This window comes from Pseudomonas sp. 9Ag (genome assembly GCF_902506445.1).
GTDB classification, from domain to species: Bacteria; Pseudomonadota; Gammaproteobacteria; order Pseudomonadales; family Pseudomonadaceae; genus Stutzerimonas; species Stutzerimonas stutzeri_AB.
Window position 1 is genome coordinate 361,802 of record NZ_LR733836.1, and the last position, 21,321, is coordinate 383,122.

The window sequence follows — 21,321 nt, forward strand, 5'->3', positions numbered from 1 at the left end:
CCCTGGCAATGGGGCCTGACAGAGGTCAATTACTGCGGGATCGCGGTGGGTTGGACCGGTCCTTTGGTCGGGAGAGATACGAGCGGTCGCAGGGAGGCCGTTCCGCTGGCAGTCAATCCTCGTCAGAGGAAAAGTTGTAGTCCATCGACTGGCTCGGGCCCTGCAGGTATTGCCCTTGGATATAGCCGACGCCCGCCTGCCAGAGTGTGGCCAGTACGGTGGCGCTGTCTACGAAGGGCACAATGGTCTGCTTGGCCTGTTCATGCAGCTGCGCCAGGAGCTGCTTGAGCGCTTCCTGATTCTCCTGACGGCTCAGGTCCTGAGTATAGGAACCATCGATCTTCACAAAATCGGCGTCAAGGTGCTTCAGTGTATTGAGTGGGTTAAGCACGCAGCCGAACTGGTTCAGCGCTACGCGGCAGCCGAGTCCTGCAAGCCCCTGAGTAAGTGCCTTGGCCTGTCTCAGGTAAGCGACGGCGTCGTTTTCGTCCAGTTGGAAAACCAGTGAATCAGGCGGCAGTCTTGAAGCCTTGAGAGCCGCTCCCAGCCAGCTAAGCAGGGATGGATCCTGCAGGCTGGTGCCGGACAGGTGAACCATCAATCGCGTGCTGTGGCCCTTGTTGCGGTGCTCGGCGAGCAGTTTGATCGAGTTGAGCAGCACCCAGCGATCGATCTTGCTGGCCAGTCCTGCCTCTTTCGCCGCATCGAGGAACTCGCCCGGTGGCACCTCTGCGCCTTCGGGATCGAGCAGGCGAAGCAGCACCTCATAGTGTTCGTGGCTATCTCCGCGCAGACTGATGATCGGTTGGAACAGCAGGCGGAAGCTGTTCTTTTCCAGCGCCTGCTGCAGCATCGCGAGGACATTGCCCCGGCTGGCGGCAGCCGCCAGCTCGCGGGCCGGGTCATAGACTCTCAGGGCATTGCCATCGGTCAGCTCTTCGGCGCAGCGGTGCGCGCGGTCAACCACGTCCCGAGCTTTCGCAGTCTGTTCGTCGAGAGCGGCAACACCGATACTCAGACTGGTCTGAACGGTACGACCGCCGACATCGAACAGATGTCCTTCGACCTTCTGCAGCAATTCGGTCAGGGGCTGTTCGAGCTGCTTGGGCGTAGCCTCCTCCATCAGGACCGCGAAGGCATCATCCCCGAAGCGCGCCAGCTCGGCATTTTGCGGAAACTGCCCGCGCAGCAGTTGCGCCAGTTCGGCCAGCAATCGATCCGAATCGCCAAGGCCGATCTCGGCCTGCAGGCTGGCGAAGCGATCAATGCGGATGTAAGCGAGGCTGGAGTTCTTTCCGGCATTCACGGCGCGCTCAACTGCGCCATCCAGCGACTCAAGGAAATGGTTGCGGTTGTAAAGGCCGGTGACCAGATCCTGGCTGCTGATCTCGCGCAGCTTTTCCAGTTCGGCATTGTCGCTCTCTGCACGTATGACGACCTGAATGCAGGGCTCTCCGTCGTAGCTGGCAGGCGAAAAATGCATGCTTGCCTTGAAGCCGCTGCCATCGGCGCGGACGCCTCCGCAAACCAGTTCGGCGCTGCCCTGCAAGCTTTGATAGTTCTTCAGGAAACCTTTGAACTCGCCCTGATCGCAGGATGCAATCAGGTCAATCATCGGCATGCCTTCGAGCTCTTCCACATCCTCGTAGCCAAACAGCTCGAGGTAGGCGCGGTTGGCGTAGATATGCATGCCGTCATGGACATAGGCAATGGCATCCACCGAGCTCTCGAGCAGCAGCTGACAACGCTTTTCGGCTTCGCGTAGCGCCAGTTCAGCGGAGCGGCGAGCGCGGCGCTCTTCGAGGTTCGCCAGCTCCCTGCTGGCTACCAGAATCAGCCATTCATCCTCACCTTGTGGCAGCGCGCCCTGAGCGCCCAGAGCAAGGGCTTCGGTGATCGCGTCGCTGTCGTTGCCGTCGATCAGTTGGATGACCGGGATGTCCTTGGCTTGCTTGCGGATCGCAACTATAGCTTCGCTAGGATCGAGGTTGGTGCTGGCTGGCGCGTTGATCAGCAAATCCCAGGTCTGCTGCAGCACATCGGCCAGGTCTTCGCTGGACGTCAGTCGATGAACGCGCGTCGCCTGGCCTGCGTTACGAAACAGGCTGACCAGTCGCTCAGCTTCATTCTGCGAATCCTCGAGGATCAGCAGGCGGATGGTTTTCTTTTGCGGGGCCATGGCTGCAGCTTTAGAACGCGCCGTAGAAGGGGCGTGGAGGCTAAAAAACGGTGATCGGCAATCTACAGCGTGTTCCAGAGTGAGTCAAAATCTTCGCCCCGTGAAGTCGCCTGGGTGCCGCGCGCTGTGATCGGCGTCTCCTGAGCGGAAGCGGTGAGGCCCAGCAATTGATACTCGAACTGGTTATAGCTGCTGGTGCCCGCTTGCCGGCAACAGAGCATTGCGCGGTGCTCGTCACCGTTCTGGTTTATCTGCACCTTCTGGCCTTCCTGAAAGGGCAGGCGCGGAACGATCAGCGTAGCTGGGCGCGAGATCACGCTGATTTCCGGTAGCAGCAGGGCGCGCAGGTATTCGCTGCCCTGATCAGTCTTGCGTAGCAAGCGAAGCCCGCAGGGCTGTGCCTGAGGCGCGATGAGCTCAACCCCCATCTGCGGTCCGCTGCCGCGGACTTGGCGGACCCAGCGCACCACTGCGACGCTCCAGGTTTTGCTGGCGGTGTCCTGCAGGCCGAGCAGCTCGCCTGCCTGAAGTTGCGCGGGGACCTCGCCCGGCCAGGACAGGCAGTAACCACCAGGGCTCTGGTCGACCCGTTGCACTTCGAATGTGGGAAACAGGTTCTCGGCTGCAGGCTGCGCGGCGTCGCCTTCCTCAATCATCTTGGTCGATGCGGTAACAGGGCGCACGAACTCAATATGGTCCTCCTCGGGCAGTCGCTCTTCCTCCACGACTTGGGCGTCGAACGCCACGGACCAGACGTCAGGTGCGGCATTGTTCAGTTTGAATACAGCGGAGCGAGTCGCGTCAGGACGTTTCAGCAGCTCGCCGAAGGGGCGTTGATCTGCCAGGTAGTAGTGCAATGCGCTCATGCCGATGCACAGGGTCATCGCGCCCTGTGTCGGCGCACGTTGAAAGCTGCGCTCGGAAATGTCGCCCCAGGCGGCAGCCAGATGTTGCAACAGGTCCGGGTTCAGCCCTTCTGGGATGGCGAGGGCTTTGTGCTCAGGAGCCTCTGCGGGCGACTGCAGGTGTGACTGGATGGCTTTGACCAGTCCATGCGGATCGATGCCGAGTAGATCGGCGCGGGCATTGGCGGGATACATCGATCTGTAGCGCGGTGGTCCATCGATACGCGTGGATACGCCGAACAGGCTGGTTGGGCCCAGTCCGGCTTGCAGATGGACCAGGACACTCCAGGGTTCGAGCAGTTGCGCGAGTTGACCGATACCTTGCTGGCGCATCTGGTTGCAGCGCGCGCTGCCCAGCATCAGCGCAACGATATAGCTCTGTTCCGCGCTGAGGCCTGGGACCCTGTAGCACAGGTCGTCATTAACGATGGTGCGGTGTACGCCGTGAGTAACCGCCAACGCGTACAGCTGATGCAGCTCCAGCCACAGGCCTTCAGGAGTTGGACTGTAGAGCTGTGTAGAGCGCACGAGCATGGTGCTGAGGCTGCGGATAGCACGCTGCAGGGCAATGGTGAGCAGTTGCAGGCGGTCACGCCCAGTCTGTGGGGCCAGCTCGGCGGAGATCAGCTTGTAACCGATGGCGAGGTGGTTGTGCAGTGCCTGGCAAAGGCTCGCCACCTTTCGCGGTCGCTCGCCGAGCACGATGGGCTGGTTGATGAAGTAGCGTTCCAGTTCCCGGCAGACGAAATGGATTTCTGGCCGCAGCAATTCAAGCAGCTGCAGTCTGTTCGTTGCCGGTGTACGAAACTGATTGATCTCGCGCATGGCCTGATACAGCTGCCGCGCAGTCTCTCCAAGGTTCGCCTTGGGCAGGCCTGAAAGCCAGCGTCTGACGCCGCGCACGCTGGGCTCGCAGAAGGATAATTCCTGACAATCCGGCGTCGGCACGCGCAACAATAATGGCTGGCTCTGATTATCCAAGCGATGAACTCCGTGGCATGCCTGCAGGCGTACCACCAACGGCGATGGTGGCCTTTGGGGGCTCGTCACGCCGTAATGTCAATATGCAATCGTTATGGTCAATCATAGCGAACCAGCAGCAATTGGCCAGCGCTAGCCGACCATTGGCGGGTGTCAGAGCTGAGGAGCGTCAGATGGCGTTAGCGCTATGTCGCTCGCCGGCTTGGCTTGGCCAAGCCCTTCTCCCATGCGGACCGGTGTCAGTGCCGACAGCTGCTCGGACCAGGCAATCCGGTCCGCTCCAAACAGCAGAATAACGGTGGAGCCGAGCTTGAAGCGGCCCATTTCTGCCCCCTTCTCCAGATGTATGGGTCCGCGCGCTGCTTCGTCGTAGTGAAAGGTCTTGAGCGTGCGTTTGGGCGGCGTAACCAGTCCGGCCCAGACGGTTTCGATGCTGGCGACGATCATTGCGCCCACCAGCACCATGGCCATCGGTCCGTGTTCGGTATCGAACAGGCAGACCACCCGCTCGTTGCGAGCGAACAACTCCGGGACCCCTTCAGCCGTGACGGTGTTCACCGAGAAGATGCGGCCCGGGACGTACACCATTTCCCTCAGGGTGCCCGCCAACGGCATATGCACACGATGGTAGTCCTTCGGCGACAGGTAAACGGTGGCGAAATCTCCACCCATGAAGGGCGCGGCACGTTGATGGTCGCCGCCAAGCAGTTCCATCACGCTGTAGCTGTGACCCTTGGCTTGAAAAATTCGCCCTTGCTCGATCTTGCCGAGCTGGCTGATGGCGCCGTCACAGGGGTTGAGGACCGCGCCGGGGGTCGGGTCGAGCGGGCGGGCGCCGTCTTTCAGCGCTCTGGTAAAGAAGGCATTAAAATGTTCGAAGGCAGTCGGCTCTTCGATCTGCGCTTCGTGCATCGGCACGCCGAAATGACGAATGAAGGCCTTGATGAAGCTGTTTTTCACCCAGGGCAGGCGGCACTCGGCGAGGCAGCCGGCGAGGCGCGAAATAAGGTGATGTGGCAGCAGATACTGAATGAATACAAACAAGCGATCTTTCATGGATGACCTTTTCATTGCTGGATCGGGGTATCGGGTAGGTTGCCCCATTCGCCCCAGGAGCCAGGGTACCCCTTGACCCGCGGATAGCCCAAGGCCTTGGCCAGCAGGTAGGTGAAGCCGGAGCGGTGGTGCGTCTGGCAGTGGGTGATAATTTCCTTGTCGGCCGTAATGCCGAGCGCTTCCAGCCGTTCAGCGATGTCTTCGCGGATGCGCATCGCGCGTGCCGGGTCCATGGCTGCGGTCCACTCGAAGTTGACGGCGCCGGGGATGTGCCCCGCGCGTGCTGCGAGTGCTTTCTCGCCGCGGTATTCCTCAGGCGAACGCGCATCCCAGATGACCAGGTCGGAAGCACCGAGCCGGCTTTCGAGATACTCACGGGTCGCGCTAGGGGCTTCGTCGAGCTGCAGCGGAACCGGCCCGCCTGCAGCGACAGGGCTGTCTTGCGACAGAGGGCGCTGTTCCGCCAGCCAGGCGTGCAACCCGCCGTTCAGATAGTGGTAATGGGAATGGCCGATGACATCAAGCAGCCAGATGAAACGGCCGGCCCAGCCACCCCCTTCGTCGTCGTAAACCACGTAGACGGCGTCGGCACGATGCCCTAGCGCGCCAAACAGCGCTTCCAGCTGAGGCTTTCCGGGCAGTTGCCCCGGCGCCGGCGGTTGACCGAGCTGAGTCTGCTTGGGATCGACGAAGCGTGCGCCAGGCAGGTGCCCTTCGGCGTAGCGGGCCGCGCTGGTCAGGTCGACCAGAATCAGCTCCGGTGCATTCAGGCGCTCGGCCAGATCGGCCGGTTCGATTACCAGCGGCAGGGTGGAAAAGGCGGACACGGCAAGCCTCAAGCGGATGGAAAGGGGCAGTCTAGCGAAAAAATCAGCGGACGCGTTTGCTGAACGTCGCCAGGGCGCGCTCGATGCACTGGGTCGTTTTGGTGAAGGCCTGCAACCCCATCTCGCTGAATGCCGTGTTGTTCTGATCGACCACCAGCAGCATCACCACACGATCGTCCAAGCCGACTGAGCGCAACAGGATGTGTTCGCTGGGGAACAGTGCTTTCAGTGCGCCGGGTAACAGCGCGGTGAATTGGGCAAGGTTATCCGGCTTCAGCCTCAGTAGAGCTGGTTTTTCCAACAGTCCGCGCAACACCTGGCTTTGCTCGGGTTCAAGTGTCAAGCGGGTGGCCTCGCTTGGCAGTCCGCTGGCTTGCTGGCCGACCAGGCGCTGTTGCTTGCGATCTACCAGCAGCAACAGAACGCGTTCCATGCCGGCGCACGTCAGTGCTTTGCAGGCCGTCGCAGTGAGTTGCAGCACATTGTCGAATGGGCAGGGGACGCTGAGCAGCTCGCGGCAATGCTCGCGCCATTGGGCCAGGGTTTCGGTGTCTGGCAGTTTCGCGGCTTTTTCCACCTGGAATAGGCTTTCCCATGGCCAGAGCAAGCCCTGGGCCGGATGCCACAGTTCGGTTGGGCCGATCACGCGGGCGCTGGCCACCGCCTGCTGATGCGCCATTTGCTGCAATTCGGCGAGCGGGACCTGAAGGTAGAGCCCGGCGAGCCGCTGCCAGCGCAGGCTGTGAATGCCGCTCCAGCTGTGGTGCGCCGACAGCGCCAGGCCGTTGGCGAGCACAATGGTGTTGCTCGGCAAGGTGAGCCAGCGGCGCAGCGCGGGGTCGGCGTCGAGCATTTGTTGCTGGTGCAAGGGGTGTTCATTATCGCGGGCGATATGCAGTGCCTTGATCAGCATCCGCCGGTGTTCGTTGAGGAGCCGGTAGCCTTGGGCAATCCAGCCGGGCAGCCCCCAATGCTCGGCGGTGGCAATGCAGAGCTCGAGCAAGGAGACGCCGAGCAACGACTGCTCGACCTGGCGAGCGGGCTCGCGCTTGACCAGGACGCGTTGCTCCCAGTCTTCCAGCAATTGCGGGTGTGCGGCGACCAATGCCCATGCTGGCGATAGAAACAGCAGACTGCTCCAGTGGATCTCCTGCCAGAGCCGCGCGAGGCGTGAAGCGAACAACCCGTTAGCCTGCTGGCTGGCGTGACTGCTGATCAACATCAACTGCCGCAATGGCGCTGGAATATCGGTTGGCTGCGCGGCGGGCACTTTCGCAAACAGGGCTTCGGCGCGCTTCAAGCCGATGCGGCTCAGCGCAACCTCAAGGCTCTCGGCCGGTTTGCTGGTTGATGCCGCGCTGCGGTTGGCTTCGCGGATCACGGTAAGTGCGAGGACCGGGCTTTCCTGGATGAGATCTGAAATCTCGCGCATGGAAAGGCTGCTGTCGCCCAAGGCCCGTTGCACGCGGGCATAGGGACCGGCAGCCGCCGGCAGGACAACGGCGTCCAACGTCTTGAGCCAGGCTTCAAGCGTGCGGGGGAGTGGTGTCGTAGTCATGGCGCCGCCGAACTAGCATTTCATCGGGATGGCCTTTAGTCTGGCGCAAAAGTTCCGATAACCAGAACAATTCTTTTCATCTGCCCTTCCGCCTGACCCCAATCGAGCTCGTGCGACATCGCGCGGCTTGTTTCAGGTGCCCTGAGATCAGGTTTTAGACGTACCTACCTATGGCAAAAATAATCGGCATCATCGTGGTAATCGCCAGCGTCCTTGGCGGTTTCATTCTGTCCGGCGGCAAAGTCGCCGCACTCATTCACCCGTTCGAGGTAATGATCATCGGTGGTGCCGCACTTGGCGGCTTTCTGCAGGCCAACCCTGGCAGCACGACCAAAATCGTGTTCAAGAAATCGCTGCAGATGTTTGGCAATCGCTTTACGCACAAGTACTACCTGGAAGTGCTGGGGATGCTCTACGAGATCCTCAACAAGAGCCGCCGCGAGGGCATGATGGCCATCGAAGCAGACCTCGAAGATCCAGCCGCCAGCCCGATTTTCAGCAAGTACCCGGCGATCCTGAAGGACGAGCGGATGACGGCCTTCGTCTGTGATTACCTGCGCATCATGTCCTCGGGAAACATGGCCCCGCACGAGCTGGAAGGCCTGTTCGACATGGAACTCAATGGCCTCAAGGAGGAACTTGAACATCCGTCTCACGCCGTGGCGAAGATTGCCGACGGCTTGCCCGCGATGGGGATCGTAGCTGCGGTACTGGGTATCGTGATCACCATGTCGGTGCTCGCTTCGGCAACCAACGCGGAGATCGGTGAGAAAGTTGGTACGGCCCTGGTAGGTACCTTCCTCGGTATTCTGGCGTCCTACGGCTTCTTCGGCCCGCTGGCGGCGGCGCTTGAGCACGACGCCAAGGAAGAACTGAATCTGTACGAGGGCATCAAGGCGACCCTGGTGGCCTCGGCGTCCGGCATGCCGCCGACGCTGGCGGTGGAGTTTGGTCGCAAGGTGCTGCTGCCGGCGCACCGTCCAAGTTTCGCTGAGCTTGAACAAGCGATGCGTGGTAGCTAAGCGCAATCATGGACAATACCCAACCAATCATCGTCAAGCGGGTCAAGAAGGTCGCCGCGGGCCACCACGGTGGCGCCTGGAAGATTGCTTTCGCCGACTTTGCGACCGCCATGATGGCGTTCTTTCTGGTGATGTGGCTGATGTCCTCGGCCACGCCTGAACAGAAGCGTGCGATTTCAGGCTATTTCCAGGACCCGATTGGCTTCACCGAAAGCGCCAGTCCGCATGTGATCGATCTGGGCGGTACGCCAACGCCTGCGCCGGACCGTACGCTAAACGACGTTGTCGACCCTGCCATGCAGCAGAGCCAAAGCCAGGGCCAGAGCGAATCGGCGATGGATGCAGCACAGGCGGAAACCTTTGCCGAGCAGTTGGAGCGTGAACGTCTCGACCTGTTGCTTCAGGAGCTGCAGAACAAGGTTGACGAAAATCCGGAGCTGACACGCTTCAAGGATCAGATCCTCTTTGAAATCACCCAGGACGGTTTGCGTATCCAGATCATGGATGCGGCCAACCGTCCAATGTTCGCCCTCGGCAGTGCCCAATTGCAGCCGTACTTCGAGGATATTCTGTTGGCCATGGCCGACACCATCCGTGCGGTGCCGAACAAGATCAGCATCAGCGGCCACACCGATGCCAAGCCTTATTCCGGGCGCGGCGAGTTCGGTAACTGGGAGTTGTCGGCCGGGCGCGCCAATGCGGCTCGGCGCACGCTGGTTGCCGGTGGCTATCCGGATGAGCAGATTGCTCGGGTGGTGGGCTATGCCTCTTCGGCCTTGTTCGATCGAGAGAACCCGCTGAACCCCGTCAACCGCCGCATCGATATTCTGGTGCTGACCAGAAAGGCGCAGCGCGACATCGAGGGCGAGCAGTCGGACGCGACGGGGAAAAGCGCAGACTCAGCAGCCACATCAGCAGGCAACGGGCCGGCGCCCTCGGCTGCGCCACCTGATCCGCTGCAAGCGCCGCAGTTGCGCGAGCGGCTGAACATCTTCGAGGACGGCGTGCTGCAGTTCGATCAGCCCGGCGGGAACTGAGCCGGGCATCTCAACCGCTTCTGTTTGGCGCTTGTCAGTAGTCGGCTTCTGTCAGGCCGCTGATGATATGTCGGTAGCTGGCCATGCGCTGTGGCTGGATCTGGCCCTCCTCCAGTGCTTTGAGCAGGGCGCAGCCTGGCTCGCGGTCATGCTTGCAGTCGCGGAAGCGACAGTGCCCCAGCAGCTCCTGGAACTCGATGAAACCGGCCTCGACGTCAAAGCGGCTTACGTGGCCCAGGCCGAATTCACGAATGCCTGGAGAGTCGATCAGCTCGCCCCCTCCAGGGAAATGAAACAGTCGTGCGGTCGTGGTGGTGTGCGTGCCCTTGCCGGTCATTTCTGACAGCGCGCCCACCCGAGTATCGACACCGGGCAGCAGGCTGTTGACCAGCGACGACTTGCCCACCCCTGACTGGCCGACAAATACGCTGACGTGCCCGTCGAGGCGCGCCTGCAATGCATCCATGCCCGCGCCGCCGTGTGCTGAAACCTCCATCAGCGGATAGCCCAGCTGGCGATAAACCCCTAGCAACGAGTTCAGCGCGCCTTCGTTCTGTGCGTCGATCAGATCTGCCTTGTTCAGCAGCAACAGCGGCGTGATGCCGGCATGCTCGGCGGCAATCAGGTAGCGGTCGATGAGATTGGCGTGGGGTTCGGGCAGTGGGGCAAAGACGATAACGATCAGGTCGACGTTGGCGGCCACCGGCTTGAGCTGACCGCGTGTGTCAGGTCGGCAGAGTTCGGACAGACGCGGCAGTTGCGCAACGATGACGCCGATGCCCTGGTTGCCCGGCCGCCAGACCACTCGATCGCCAGTTACCAGTGCTGGCAGGTTTGCCCGCAGGTGGCAGCGGAAGACCTGACCACAGTGCTCGCCTTCCTGAGCCTCGACTTCGACCTGCACGCCGAAGTGGGCGATGACCAGGCCTGTCTGCTCCGGGCCAAGATCGCCGCCCTCGAGCTCTTCCACCGCGCGCGATTCACGGCGCGCTGCGCGAGTGGCGCGTTCTTCCTGGATCTTCTCGATGCGCCAGCTTTGCCGGCGGTTGAGTTGGCGTTTGGCCATTTGTGTGCGGTGCCCAGGTATGAAAAGAGGGCGAGTCTAACATGCCCGTGAGAACACGCTGCGGGCCTGTTTTTGCTGGGCTTTCGGCCGGTAGACTAGCCAGTATCTACCGCTGGCGGCGAGCGCCCATGCCTGTCTCCTCATTGACCCGTTATCCCGCCTTGCTGGCGATGCTCAGTCAACTGCTGTCGCTGCTGCTCTGTTGGCTGTTGCTACTTGCACTGGCACGACTGCTTGGCTGGCATCTCAGCCTTTTAGGGGCAGCCTGTGTGCAAGGTGCGGTTGCTGCAGCGATCGGTCAGCGCCTCGGATTGTCGTGCTGGTGGCTGTCAATCAATCTTGGCTTCGTCCCCGGATTGGTGCTGTTACAAGATCATGCGTTGCCGCCCTGGTTGCTGCTGCTCGGCTTTCTGGTCTTGCTGATGTTGAACTGGAACGCCCTGACGGAAAGGGTGCCGTTGTACCTCACCGGTTCGGCAGCCGAGCAGTGCCTGGCACGTCGGCTAGCCGCTTTACCTGACGGGTTCCGCTTTATCGATCTGGGCAGTGGACTCGGCGGCACCCTGCTGCGGCTGGCACGGCAGTACCCGTCGGCACACTTCGTCGGTGTCGAGACGGCGCCGCTCACTTTTGCGTTGTGCTGGTTGCGCTGCCTGTTCCAGCGCAACTGCCGGGTCCGTTTCCGCAGTTTCTGGCGCGAGCCGCTGGCTGACTACGATGTGGTCTATTGCTTTCTATCGCCGGCACCCATGCCGGCGCTGTGGGATAAGGCCCGCGTGGAGATGAACCCAGGCTCGCTGTTGATCAGCAACAGTTTCGAGGTGCCTGACGTTGAGCCACAGGAAATCCTCGCCATCGATGACTGGCGGCATTCGCGCCTGTTTATATGGCGGCCTGGGGCGGCCGCACAACCTGACGGCCACTCCGCGAGCGGCTAAACTGCGCGACAAAGCCAAGGAGCTCACCATGCAGAACCCGCAGAATCTCATCTGGATCGACCTGGAAATGACCGGCCTGGATCCGGACAATGACGTCATCATCGAGATGGCAACCATCGTTACCGACAGTCAGCTCAATGTGCTGGCCGAAGGGCCGGTCATCGCCATCCACCAGAGCGATGAAATCCTCGCCGGTATGGACGAGTGGAATACGCGCCAGCACGGTGGCTCCGGCCTGACTCAGCGGGTGCGCGACAGCCAGGTTTCTACCGAGGAAGCCGAAGCCCAGACGCTGGCGTTTCTTGAGCAATGGGTGCCCAAGGGCAAGTCGCCTATCTGTGGCAACAGCATCTGCCAAGATCGGCGTTTTCTCTACCGCCGCATGCCTCGCCTGGAGGCCTACTTCCACTACCGCAACCTGGACGTCTCGACGCTCAAAGAACTAGCGGCGCGCTGGGCACCGGAAGTGCTGGCTGGATTTAAGAAAGGTGGCACACATCTGGCGCTGGACGACATCCGCGAGTCGATTGCCGAGCTGCGCCATTACCGCGAGCACTTCATCAAGTACTGATCACATTGCCGCGTGGGTTATGCAGAAACACGCTGGTCACGGGCTTCGTTTGCATGGACGCAGCCTGTAGCCGGTTACCGCCCCAATTTGCGTAGCTCGTCCGACTCGATCACTCGCGTGCCTTCGGCTTCTTCCAGCGCCAGGCGCCAGAGCGCGCGCGCCAAGGTGCAGGCCGATATGCCGCGGTATTTGCCCGGCAGCAGATAAGAGAGCGGGGCGGTAAGGCGTTCGACCGGACGTACTTGCATGCGCGGCCCCAGCAGCTGCGAAGGTCGCACGATGGTCAGTTGCGGCCAGCCCTGGGCGCGTAGCGCTTGCTCCATTTCGCCTTTGACGCGGCAGTAGAAAATCGAACTGGCGGGGTCGGCGCCCAGTGAGCTGACGACCAGCAGATGCCGTGCGCCCAGTTCCCGGGAGCGTTTAGCGAAGGCGACAACCAGGTCATGATCGATGGTGCGGAACGCTTCCTGGCTTCCGGCGTCCTTCAGCGTGCTGCCCAGGCAGCAGAACGCAGTGTCGATACTACCCGACAGCTGCGGCAGTAGCGCCTGCAGCGGCCCGATCGGGTTCTCGAGCCGCGGATGGCCGGCCAGCTGCTTGCGGCTGGGGGCGAGCACGCATTCCACGGTGGGTTCGTTGAGCAGGCGGTCGAGCAGGTGCTCGCCGGTTAGCCCGGTGGCGCCGGCAAGCAAAATACGCTGTGGCGTCAAATACATGGTTTGGCTTCCTGTAACGATCAGTCAGATGGCACTGGCTGCTGGTTGCTCAGCTTCCGCCAGTGTTCGACAACCTGCTCGGGCGCCCATATTTGCGGCTCCGAAGCTTGATAGTGGTCGGCTTGCTCCCGTTCGGCAACCTTCGCCTGTGCCAGCGTGAATGCCTGCACAATATCCGAAGTTTCCTGCAAGGCCTCGGCGAAGAGGGCGCGGCCGAAGTAGGTGAAGTCGCTTTCCTCGGAGCAGCCGAAGGACACTCGGTCGGCGCGAGCTGCGGTAATCACGAGCGTATTGGGGCTCTTCAGTGGCTCGATAAAACCGCCGGAATAGCAGGCCGAGATGACTAGGATCTTGTTGCGGTCGGCGAGTGGCTGCATCAGCGCGGCCAGGTCCTCGGCGGGCAAATCTTCCAGGGCCAATCGGGGCTGGGCCAGTACCAGCTGGTGGTCGGCCGAGCCGTGACTGGTCAAGTAGATGAAGATCAGGTCTTCCGGGCCGCTGCGCTCGGCCAGGCGGGCAATTGCGCGCTTGAGGTTTTCGCGCGTCGCCAGTGGCCGGTCTGCAAGGTGGTCGCGGTGGTTGACGAGGCTTATCTGACCGCGGGCGGCGAAGCGTTCGGCCAAGAAGTTGTCGACATAGTCGACCTCACGCATAAACACGCTCTGCTGGCCATCGCCGGCAAGGGTCAGGCCGTAGAGTTCGGCTGCCGGAGTGGAGGCCGGCACCGCATCAAGGGCGTCCGCCAGCAGCGCTCCCTGGCGCAGCAGGCCTAGCTCCAGCGGGTCGGCGAGGCGCTTGCCTTGAACGTTCTCAATCAGATGGCCGGCCCGCCAGGTGCCGCTCCTTTGAGTGCCGTCCGCGAGGAGAAGCGTGCCAACTCCATTGAACTGGCCTTCGCGAAAACGGCCACTGTAGCGGCCACCACCAGGCTGTTGCAGGTCACCTTCGCCGTGGTACTGCCAGCGCTTGAAGTGTCCGCCGTAGCGCGTGCCGTCAATGCCGACATATTCACCGCTGCCGCTGAGTTCGCCGTTTTTAAACTCGCCTTTCCAGACGTTGCCGGCAGCGTCTTCGTAGCGGCCCTGGCCATGGAAGAGGTCATCCTCGAACTGGCCCAGGTAATGCTCACCGTCGTTGCCGCGGTAAAGACCCTCGCCGCTGAGTCGGCCGTCGGTGAAGGTGCCGCTGAATACGCCGCTTGGGTCGCTGCGGGTGCCCTCGCCATTGGGCTGGCCACTGGCAAACGCACCCTCATAGTTGGAGCCCTCTGCCTCCTGCAGCTTGCCAGTGCCGTGGTAGAGGCCATCCTTGAAATCCCCCTCGTAGCTCAGTCCGGGCTCGTTGTAGCGGCCCTTGCCGTTGAGGCTTCCTCGTTCGAAATGCCCCTCATAAACGCCTCCGCTGGCGTAGCTGAAGCGACCCTGGCCATCGAATAATCCCTGTTTGAACGCGCCTTCGTAGCGATCGCCATTAGCGCCTCGCCAGACACCCTGGCCATGCCACTGCCCGTCCCTGAAAGATCCGATGTAATGGCTGCCGTTGGGGTAGTCGATACGCCCCTCGCCCTGCAATAGCCCATCGATCACCTCGCCCCGGTAGCGGCCGCCATCGGGCAGCACGGCGTCGGCGGGCATTAACGGTTCGCCATCACCGCAAGCGGTCAGAAAGCAGGCGAGCAGAGCTGGAGCGAGGTGGCGCATGCGGCTATCCAGAGGGGCGACGCCGCAGTATGCCGCAAACTCAGCGGGGTGCGACAACTGCGCCCATTTGGTCAGACAACGCAGAGTGCCAGGGTCTCGGCAATGTAAGCAGGCTTCTCCACACCCTCGATTTCCATCACGGCACGCGATTTCAGGAGCCACTGGCCCGGGTTCTTCTCGTAAGCGTCGAGCAGCGTCGCTGCTACGCGAACCCGCGAGCCCACTCTGACCGGCTGGATAAAGCGCAGGCTGTCGAGCCCGTAGTTGACGCCCATCTTGGTCCCTTCGGGACGGATCATCAGCTCGTCCATCAACATCGGCAGTAGCGACAGCGAGAGGAAACCGTGCGCGATGGTTCCGCCGAACGGGGTCTGCGCGGCCTTTTCCGGGTCTATGTGGATGAACTGGTGATCACCGGTGCAGTTGGCGAACTGATCGACTCGCTGCTGATCGACGGTGAACCATTCGGAGCGGCCTAGCTCTTTGCCAATGTAATCCTTGAGTTCTGCTACGGGTACTTGCGGCATATATCCTCCGGCGTTTGTTGTTTTGTTCGGATGTGGCGCAACGCTAGATCAGCACGCAGCCGAGGGCGAATCAACCAAGCATGGTTGGTGCGAATGGCGCGCCATAGGCTGATCGGAAGCTGCGCCGCGTGTCGCGGTGGCGAGATGCTTATAATTGCGCTCCTTTGCTCTGGAGGCTTCCATGCTGCTACGCGGACTAACCTGGCTGCTGTTGTTTCAATTGCTTGGCACTGCGCTCAACGTAATGGTGCTGCCGATGTTGCCGGGGCCCATCATTGGCTTGCTGTTGCTGTTCATGGCGTTGTTGGCTCGTGGCCAGGCGAGCGAATCGCTGCAGGTCGCTGCGAGTAGTCTTTTGCGTTATCTGCCCCTGTTGCTGGTGCCGCCCGCCGTGGGCGTGATGGCCTACACCGGGGCGATTCTCGAGGATTTCTGGGCCATCGTTGGCGTGCTAGTGCTCTCGCTGGTGGTGTCACTGGTGTTTACTGGCTGGCTGATGCAGACGCTGATTCGCCGTCAGCAACGCAAGGCAGGTCGCGCATGATCGCCATGCAGTGGCAGGCGGCCTGGGAGGCGGTAATCCATCACCCTTTGTTTGGCGTGTCGATCACCTTGGCAGCATTCCAGGTGGCCTATGCGGCTTACGAAAAAACACGCTGGGTATTTCTGCAGCCAGTGCTGGTGTCGATGGTGGTGGTGGTCGGTACGCTTGTGCTTTGCGGCCTGAGCTATGAGGAATATCGCGACAGCGCCCAGATGCTGACCGTGCTCCTCGGGCCGACTACGGTGGCGCTTGCCGTGCCGTTGTATCTGAATCTACGAAGGATCCGCGAACTGTTCGGGCCGATCATGCTTACCCTGCTACTGGCTGGCATCGGCGCCACGGCGCTGGGGATGGTGCTGGCCTGGGCTTTTGGTGCCGACCAGATGATCCTGATGACCCTGGCGCCCAAGTCAGTTACCTCGCCAATCGCCATGCTGGTGGCCGAGCAGATCGGTGGCGTGGTGGCGCTGGCAGCCGTGTTCGTGATGATCACCGGCATCATCGGTGCGATCATTGGTCCGGAACTGTTGCACCGCTTTGGCGTTCAGCATCCTGCCGCCCGCGGCATGGCGCTGGGTCTGACTGCGCATGCGGTGGGAACCGCCCAGGCCCTGCAGGAGGGCGATGAATGCGGCGCCTTTGCGGCGCTGGCCATGAGCCTGATGGGTGTGATGACCGCGGTGCTGTTGCCCTTGGCCGTGCTGATGCTGTCGTAAGGAGGCTGAATGAAGCTACCGTTGTTTCCGCTCGATACCGTGTTGTTTCCGGGGTGCACCCTCGATTTGCAGCTTTTTGAGGCGCGCTATCTGGACATGGTCAGCAGCTGTCTGAAGGCCGGGCATGGCTTCGGTGTGGTGCGCCTCATCGAGGGCAGCGAGGTGGGGCTGGCGCCGGCCGAATATGCCCTGACTGGTTGTGAAGCGCTGATTCGAGACTGGCAGCAGCGGCCTAATGGGTTGCTGGGGATTCGCGTCGAAGGCGGTCGTCGCTTCGATGTGCTGTCGGCCGAAGTGCAGCGCGATCAGCTGACCGTTGCCGAAGTCACCTGGCGCGATGAAGGCGGCGATCCGCCCTTGGGCGATGAGCATCTCGAGCTGGCGCTGCTGCTGGAGGCGCTCGGTCGCCACCCGATGGTCGAGGCGCTGGGGATGGGCAGTGCTGCTCAGGGTCAGCGATCCCTGGCACACCAGTTGGCCTACCTGTTGCCGTTTCGGCCTGATCAGAAACTCGACTTGCTGCAGCTGGACGATCCTGAGCTGCAGTTGCAGTCCATCCAGCGCTGGCTGGAGCAGTTGCAGGGCGATTCGACCGAATAGCAACGACGCCCGGTCGCTGGATGCTACTGATAGCGATACAGCAGCATGGCGCCTGGCAATGCCCAGATCGCAAAGGCCCCGATCAGTCCCAGCGTGGCCGGCAGGATCAGCCACCATATCTTCGGCGACAGTGCCGTCATCGGGGCGCGCCATTGAACAACGGCCAGGCTGGCGGCGCAGATACTCGCTGCCAGCACCGCGCCGGCGATGACGTCGGTTGGCCAGTGAACACCCAGGTAAACCCGCGACAGTGCGATTGCGGTGGCCGGCAGTGCGCCCAATAGCACCCAGGCCAGACGCAGGCGCGGCGGCTGTCCGCGACCGGCGAGAACTCCCAGCGTGAGAAAGAAGGCAAAGGCTGCCGAGCTATGACCGCTGGGGAAGCTGTAACTGTGCAGAGGTTCCAGCAGGATTTCCGGCCGGATCCTGCCGAATGTGGCTTTAAGCGCGCCGTTGGCCAGTGCGGTGCCCAGCAGCGTGAGAATGGCGAATGCTGCCGCGCGCGCCTGTTTGGTGACGATCAACAACAGGCTCAGTAATACAGCCGCCCACAGCTGGGTGTGGAAATCACCGGCTCGTGTGACGACCACCATGAAACGGTCGAATATCGGGCTGCGCTCACCCTGAACGACCGTCATCAGCCCTTCATCGAATTCCACCAGATAGGGCCAGGCGATAAACAGGCCGATCAGAACGGCGGCGCTGAGGCCAGCCGCAAGCGGCGTAACCCAGCGCATCTGATGCAGGCTGCCATGCACTACGCCGCCGACGAGCAGGAGCAACGCGGCGGTGACGAAGCCGGCCTCGCTCCAGAAACCCTCCGGTAAAGGCAGTCGCACGGCAGCTCCCGCTGCCCAGCCGGGCAGCAGATAAGCCATCGACCAGCCGGCCGCGGCGACCAGGCTGACTAAGAGAAAGCGCCCGAACGGCATATCGAGCATGCCAGCGGTTACCGGCAGCATGGGCCGCAGCGGACCGATGAAGCGTCCAACAAGAAGGCTGGCGATGCCGTAACGCTCGAAGTACACCTCGGCGCGATTCAGCCATTCCGGATGGTCGCGCAGGCCGCCGATGCTGCGAATATTCTGGTGGTAGCGTCGTCCCAGCCCGTACGACAGCAGATCGCCGAGCAGTCCGCCAGCGTAACCCAAAAGCAATGTCTCGCCGAGACTCAGTACGCCGCTTCCGGCAACTACCGCGATGGCGAATACCAACACTGTACCGGGCATCAGCAAGCCCACAACGGCGAGGCATTCGAGACAGGCGACGACAAACAGGCTAAGGCCAAGCCACTGAGGGTTTTCAGCCAGCCAACTGGAGAGTGCGGTGAGCCATTCCGGCATGGGTCTTTTTTTCCTTGGTTCGAGACGCTTCGACCCGGCATCTGGCGCCCGGGTTTCAAACGACTAATCATGATAGCGCTGGCGATGGCCTCTTGCGGTTGCCGACCCTGGTGGTTACGCACAGCCCGCTGGGCTGTGTAACCTGCAGTCAGGGGCTTTTTAGCCATTCGCCCGGCGCCGCTGTGCGCGAGGCGTGTGGGTCGCTATAATCAGCCGCTTTCCCTTCGATCAGGCCAGCCAGACCATGACCGAGTCCGTACTCGACTACATGACCCGCCTCGGTCGCGCCGCGCGCGAGGCGTCGCGCGTACTAGCGCGTGCCACCACGGCGCAGAAGAACCGTGCCTTGCAGGCCGCCGCCGCCGCGCTTGATGCGGCGCGCGAGGAGCTGGTCCGTGCCAATCGTGAAGACCTCGAGGCCGGGCGTGCCAATGGTCTGGACGAGGCGATGCTTGATCGTCTGGCGCTAACGCCGGCGCGTATCGACGACATGATCGAGGGGCTGCGCCAGGTTGCGAGCCTGCCTGACCCCATCGGTAAGATCCGCGACATGCGCTACCTGCCATCCGGCATTCAGGTTGGCAAGATGCGCGTGCCGCTAGGCGTCGTCGGTATCATCTACGAGTCGCGGCCCAATGTGACCATCGATGCGGCCAGCCTGTGTCTCAAGTCAGGCAACGCCACGATTTTGCGTGGCGGCTCGGAAGCGATTCATTCGAACCAGGCCATCGCTCGCTGCATTCAGCTGGGCCTGGCCGAGGCCGAGCTGCCAGCTGCGGCGGTGCAGGTTGTCGAGACCACCGACCGCGCCGCCGTTGGGGCGTTGATCACCATGCCGGAGTACGTGGATGTGATCGTGCCGCGCGGTGGCAAGGGGCTGATCGAACGCATCAGCCGAGACGCCAAGGTGCCGGTGATCAAGCATCTGGACGGCATCTGCCACGTGTTCATCGATCAGGCGGCCGACGTCGACAAGGCCATCCGCATCGCCGACAACGCCAAGACCCAGCGCTATGCGCCATGCAACACCATGGAAACCCTTCTGGTCCACGCGTCCATCGCTACCCGAGTGCTGCCACCGCTGGCGGCAATCTATTGCGAAAAGGGCGTTGAACTGCGTGGCTGCCCACGGACCCGTGAACTGCTGGGTAGCCACGTGTTGGCTGCCAGCGAAGAGGACTGGTCTACCGAATACAACGCGCCGATCCTGTCGATCCGCATCGTCGATTCTCTGGATGAAGCCATCCAGCACATCAACCGCTACGGCTCGCAGCATACCGACGCGATCGTCACGGAAAACTTCACCGATGCGCGGCGCTTTATTACTGAGGTCGATTCGGCGTCGGTGATGATCAACGCCTCCACTCGCTTTGCCGACGGTTTCGAGTACGGGCTAGGGGCTGAGATCGGCATTTCCACCGACAAACTGCACGCCCGCGGTCCGGTCGGCCTGGAAGGCCTGACCAGTGAGAAGTACGTGGTATTCGGCGACGGCCACGTGCGTACTTGATGAGGGAGACCGGCACCCCTCGGCGAATTGGCCTGCTCGGTGGCACCTTTGACCCGGTGCATATCGGGCATTTGCGCGGCGCTCTGGAAGTGTCCGAAATGGTTGGGCTTGATGAGGTTCGTCTGGTCCCCAACTTTCGTCCGCCGCACCGTGAGGCGCCAAACAGCTCCGCGCAGGATCGCTTGACCATGGTTCGACTGGCGGTGCAGGACTTGCCTCCGCTGACGGTCGATGCGCGCGAATTGGAGCGTGACAAGCCGTCCTACACCCTCGACACGCTGGAGTCCTTGCGTGCCGAGCTGAACGATGATGATCAGATTTTTCTCATTGTGGGTTGGGATGCCTTCTGCGGACTTCCTACTTGGCATCGCTGGGATGAGCTACTCGAGCATTGCCATATTTTGGTTATGCAACGGCCAGATGCCGACAGCGAAGCGCCGGAAGCGCTGCGGGACCTGCTGGCGGCTCGCAGCGTGAACGACCCGCTGACCATTGCCGGCAGCAGTGGGCAAATTGCTTTCGTCTGGCAGGCGCCGCTAGGGGTGTCGGCAACGCGTATTCGTCATTTTCTGGCCAGCGGCCGGTCTGTACGCTTTCTCGTACCGGACGCCGTACTGGCTTATATCAACGCGCACGGACTGTACCGGGCGTAGAACTGAGGTTGTTTCACATTATGCAAAATGATTCTTTGGCCCAGCTGGCCGTTAGCGCCCTGGAAGATCTGAAAGGCGCTGACATCACGACCATCGATGTCCGCGGCAAGACCAGCGTTACCGACTTCATGGTGATCGCCAGCGGCACCTCCAGCCGTCACGTAAAATCACTGGCCGAAAACGTGCTCGAGAAGGTCAAGGAGCAGGGCGTGCGCCCTCTGGGCAGCGAAGGTCTGGACGGCGGTGAGTGGGCTCTGCTCGACCTGGGCGATGTCGTGGTGCATGTGATGCAAGTGCCTACTCGTCAGTTCTATGACCTCGAGCGCCTCTGGCAGGGTGCCGAGCAGAGCCGTGCGCAGCACGCGGGCGAGCAGGAATAGCCGATCCGTGCGGATCAAGCTGATTGCGGTGGGCTCGAAGATGCCGCGCTGGGTGGAGGACGGTTGGCATGAGTATGCCAAGCGTCTGCCGTCCGAGCTGCCGCTGGAGCTGCATGAAATATCCCTCAACACTCGCGGCAAGAATGCCGACGTGGCGCGGTTGATTCGTCAGGAAGGCGAGGCCATGCTGGCGAAGGTGCAACCCGGCGAGCGCATCGTCACGCTTGAAGTGACGGGGCGACTCTGGAGCACTGAGCAGCTGGCTGGTGAGCTGGAGCGTTGGCGGCTCGATGCGCGCAACGTCAATCTCATGGTGGGCGGACCGGAAGGGCTGGCCCCTGAGGTGTGCGCACGAAGCGAACAACGCTGGTCGTTGTCACCGCTGACGTTGCCCCACCCGCTGGTTCGTATTCTCATCGGCGAACAGATCTATCGGGCCTGGACGTTGCTGTCAGGTCACCCTTACCACAAGTAGTTCAGCCAAAACCGAAG

General features: G+C 61.8%; 21 protein-coding genes. 11 read left to right on the top strand and 10 right to left on the bottom strand.

Annotated features, from left to right (window positions below):
• Positions 1-112: 112 nt before the first annotated feature.
• From ALTERO38_RS01540 to ALTERO38_RS01560, 5 genes are all read right to left on the bottom strand, one after another.
• Positions 113-2,179, bottom strand: a complete 2,067-nt coding sequence (locus tag ALTERO38_RS01540) for an EAL domain-containing protein (protein ID WP_159967027.1) — start codon at positions 2,177-2,179, stop codon at positions 113-115.
• A 62-nt stretch (positions 2,180-2,241) separates the two neighbouring features.
• Positions 2,242-4,065, bottom strand: a complete 1,824-nt coding sequence (locus tag ALTERO38_RS01545) for a molecular chaperone (RefSeq protein ID WP_159967028.1) — start codon at positions 4,063-4,065, stop codon at positions 2,242-2,244.
• Between the two features lie 153 nt (positions 4,066-4,218).
• The gene (gene asd, locus ALTERO38_RS01550; RefSeq protein ID WP_148925330.1) at positions 4,219-5,121 is read right to left on the bottom strand and encodes an archaetidylserine decarboxylase; all 903 of its coding nucleotides are present in this window, start codon (positions 5,119-5,121) and stop codon (positions 4,219-4,221) included.
• An 11-nt stretch (positions 5,122-5,132) separates the two neighbouring features.
• Positions 5,133-5,948, bottom strand: a complete 816-nt coding sequence (locus ALTERO38_RS01555; RefSeq protein WP_159967029.1) for a rhodanese-like domain-containing protein — start codon at positions 5,946-5,948, stop codon at positions 5,133-5,135.
• 43 nt (positions 5,949-5,991) lie between these two features.
• Complete coding sequence (locus tag ALTERO38_RS01560) at positions 5,992-7,506, bottom strand: HDOD domain-containing protein (protein ID WP_159967030.1); 1,515 nt, start codon at positions 7,504-7,506, stop codon at positions 5,992-5,994.
• A 170-nt stretch (positions 7,507-7,676) separates the two neighbouring features.
• On the opposite strand from ALTERO38_RS01560, the gene motA reads away from it, so the two are divergent.
• Positions 7,677-8,528 carry a flagellar motor stator protein MotA gene (gene motA / locus ALTERO38_RS01565; protein ID WP_102837490.1) on the top strand — a complete coding sequence of 284 codons (852 nt, stop codon included), beginning with the start codon at positions 7,677-7,679 and terminating at the stop codon, positions 8,526-8,528.
• A gap of 8 nt (positions 8,529-8,536) precedes the next feature.
• Positions 8,537-9,565 (top strand): flagellar motor protein MotB, encoded by a 1,029-nt coding sequence (gene motB, locus ALTERO38_RS01570; protein WP_148925327.1) that lies wholly within the window; start codon positions 8,537-8,539, stop codon positions 9,563-9,565.
• Positions 9,566-9,599: 34 nt separating this feature from the next.
• On the opposite strand, the gene rsgA is transcribed toward motB, so the two are convergent.
• The gene (gene rsgA / locus ALTERO38_RS01575; RefSeq protein ID WP_159967031.1) at positions 9,600-10,631 is read right to left on the bottom strand and encodes a small ribosomal subunit biogenesis GTPase RsgA; all 1,032 of its coding nucleotides are present in this window, start codon (positions 10,629-10,631) and stop codon (positions 9,600-9,602) included.
• Positions 10,632-10,759: 128 nt separating this feature from the next.
• Between rsgA and ALTERO38_RS01580 the strand changes: the two genes are divergently transcribed.
• Together ALTERO38_RS01580 and orn are read left to right on the top strand one after the other, a co-directional pair.
• Positions 10,760-11,569, top strand: a complete 810-nt coding sequence (locus tag ALTERO38_RS01580; protein WP_159967032.1) for a class I SAM-dependent methyltransferase — start codon at positions 10,760-10,762, stop codon at positions 11,567-11,569.
• A gap of 28 nt (positions 11,570-11,597) precedes the next feature.
• On the top strand, positions 11,598-12,140 hold the full coding sequence (orn, locus tag ALTERO38_RS01585) for an oligoribonuclease (protein ID WP_148925324.1): 543 nt from the start codon (positions 11,598-11,600) through the stop codon (positions 12,138-12,140).
• Between the two features lie 74 nt (positions 12,141-12,214).
• On the opposite strand, the gene ALTERO38_RS01590 is transcribed toward orn, so the two are convergent.
• The 3 genes from ALTERO38_RS01590 to ALTERO38_RS01600 form a co-directional block, all read right to left on the bottom strand.
• Positions 12,215-12,856, bottom strand: coding sequence for an oxidoreductase (locus ALTERO38_RS01590; protein ID WP_159967033.1), 642 nt, complete (start codon positions 12,854-12,856; stop codon positions 12,215-12,217).
• Between the two features lie 20 nt (positions 12,857-12,876).
• On the bottom strand, positions 12,877-14,556 hold the full coding sequence (locus ALTERO38_RS01595; RefSeq protein ID WP_159967034.1) for a C13 family peptidase: 1,680 nt from the start codon (positions 14,554-14,556) through the stop codon (positions 12,877-12,879).
• 71 nt (positions 14,557-14,627) lie between these two features.
• Entirely contained in the window at positions 14,628-15,083 is a 456-nt protein-coding gene (locus tag ALTERO38_RS01600) for a MaoC family dehydratase (RefSeq protein ID WP_159967035.1), read from the bottom strand.
• A gap of 181 nt (positions 15,084-15,264) precedes the next feature.
• Here ALTERO38_RS01600 and ALTERO38_RS01605 point away from each other — a divergent pair, with 181 nt between their 5' ends.
• Genes ALTERO38_RS01605 through ALTERO38_RS01615 form a run of 3 tightly spaced genes read left to right on the top strand, consistent with a single transcriptional unit; the run spans position 15,265 to position 16,943 of the window.
• Positions 15,265-15,627 carry a CidA/LrgA family protein gene (locus tag ALTERO38_RS01605; RefSeq protein WP_102837482.1) on the top strand — a complete coding sequence of 121 codons (363 nt, stop codon included), beginning with the start codon at positions 15,265-15,267 and terminating at the stop codon, positions 15,625-15,627.
• 5 nt (positions 15,628-15,632) lie between these two features.
• Complete coding sequence (locus tag ALTERO38_RS01610; protein ID WP_256663930.1) at positions 15,633-16,343, top strand: LrgB family protein; 711 nt, start codon at positions 15,633-15,635, stop codon at positions 16,341-16,343.
• Between the two features lie 9 nt (positions 16,344-16,352).
• Positions 16,353-16,943, top strand: a complete 591-nt coding sequence (locus ALTERO38_RS01615; RefSeq protein WP_159967037.1) for an LON peptidase substrate-binding domain-containing protein — start codon at positions 16,353-16,355, stop codon at positions 16,941-16,943.
• Between the two features lie 23 nt (positions 16,944-16,966).
• On the opposite strand, the gene ALTERO38_RS01620 is transcribed toward ALTERO38_RS01615, so the two are convergent.
• Positions 16,967-18,286, bottom strand: coding sequence for a bifunctional DedA family/phosphatase PAP2 family protein (locus tag ALTERO38_RS01620; protein ID WP_159967038.1), 1,320 nt, complete (start codon positions 18,284-18,286; stop codon positions 16,967-16,969).
• A gap of 244 nt (positions 18,287-18,530) precedes the next feature.
• Here ALTERO38_RS01620 and ALTERO38_RS01625 point away from each other — a divergent pair, with 244 nt between their 5' ends.
• Genes ALTERO38_RS01625 through rlmH form a run of 4 tightly spaced genes read left to right on the top strand, consistent with a single transcriptional unit; the run spans position 18,531 to position 21,304 of the window.
• Complete coding sequence (locus ALTERO38_RS01625; RefSeq protein ID WP_159967039.1) at positions 18,531-19,796, top strand: glutamate-5-semialdehyde dehydrogenase; 1,266 nt, start codon at positions 18,531-18,533, stop codon at positions 19,794-19,796.
• A complete protein-coding gene (gene nadD / locus ALTERO38_RS01630; RefSeq protein ID WP_159967040.1) occupies positions 19,796-20,449 on the top strand; it encodes a nicotinate-nucleotide adenylyltransferase in 654 nt (217 codons plus the stop codon). The genes ALTERO38_RS01625 and nadD overlap by 1 nt, the downstream gene beginning before the upstream one ends.
• Positions 20,450-20,469: 20 nt before the next feature.
• Entirely contained in the window at positions 20,470-20,829 is a 360-nt protein-coding gene (gene rsfS / locus ALTERO38_RS01635; protein ID WP_102837477.1) for a ribosome silencing factor, read from the top strand.
• A 7-nt stretch (positions 20,830-20,836) separates the two neighbouring features.
• Entirely contained in the window at positions 20,837-21,304 is a 468-nt protein-coding gene (gene rlmH, locus ALTERO38_RS01640; RefSeq protein WP_159967041.1) for a 23S rRNA (pseudouridine(1915)-N(3))-methyltransferase RlmH, read from the top strand.
• The last annotated feature ends 17 nt before the right edge of the window (positions 21,305-21,321 follow it).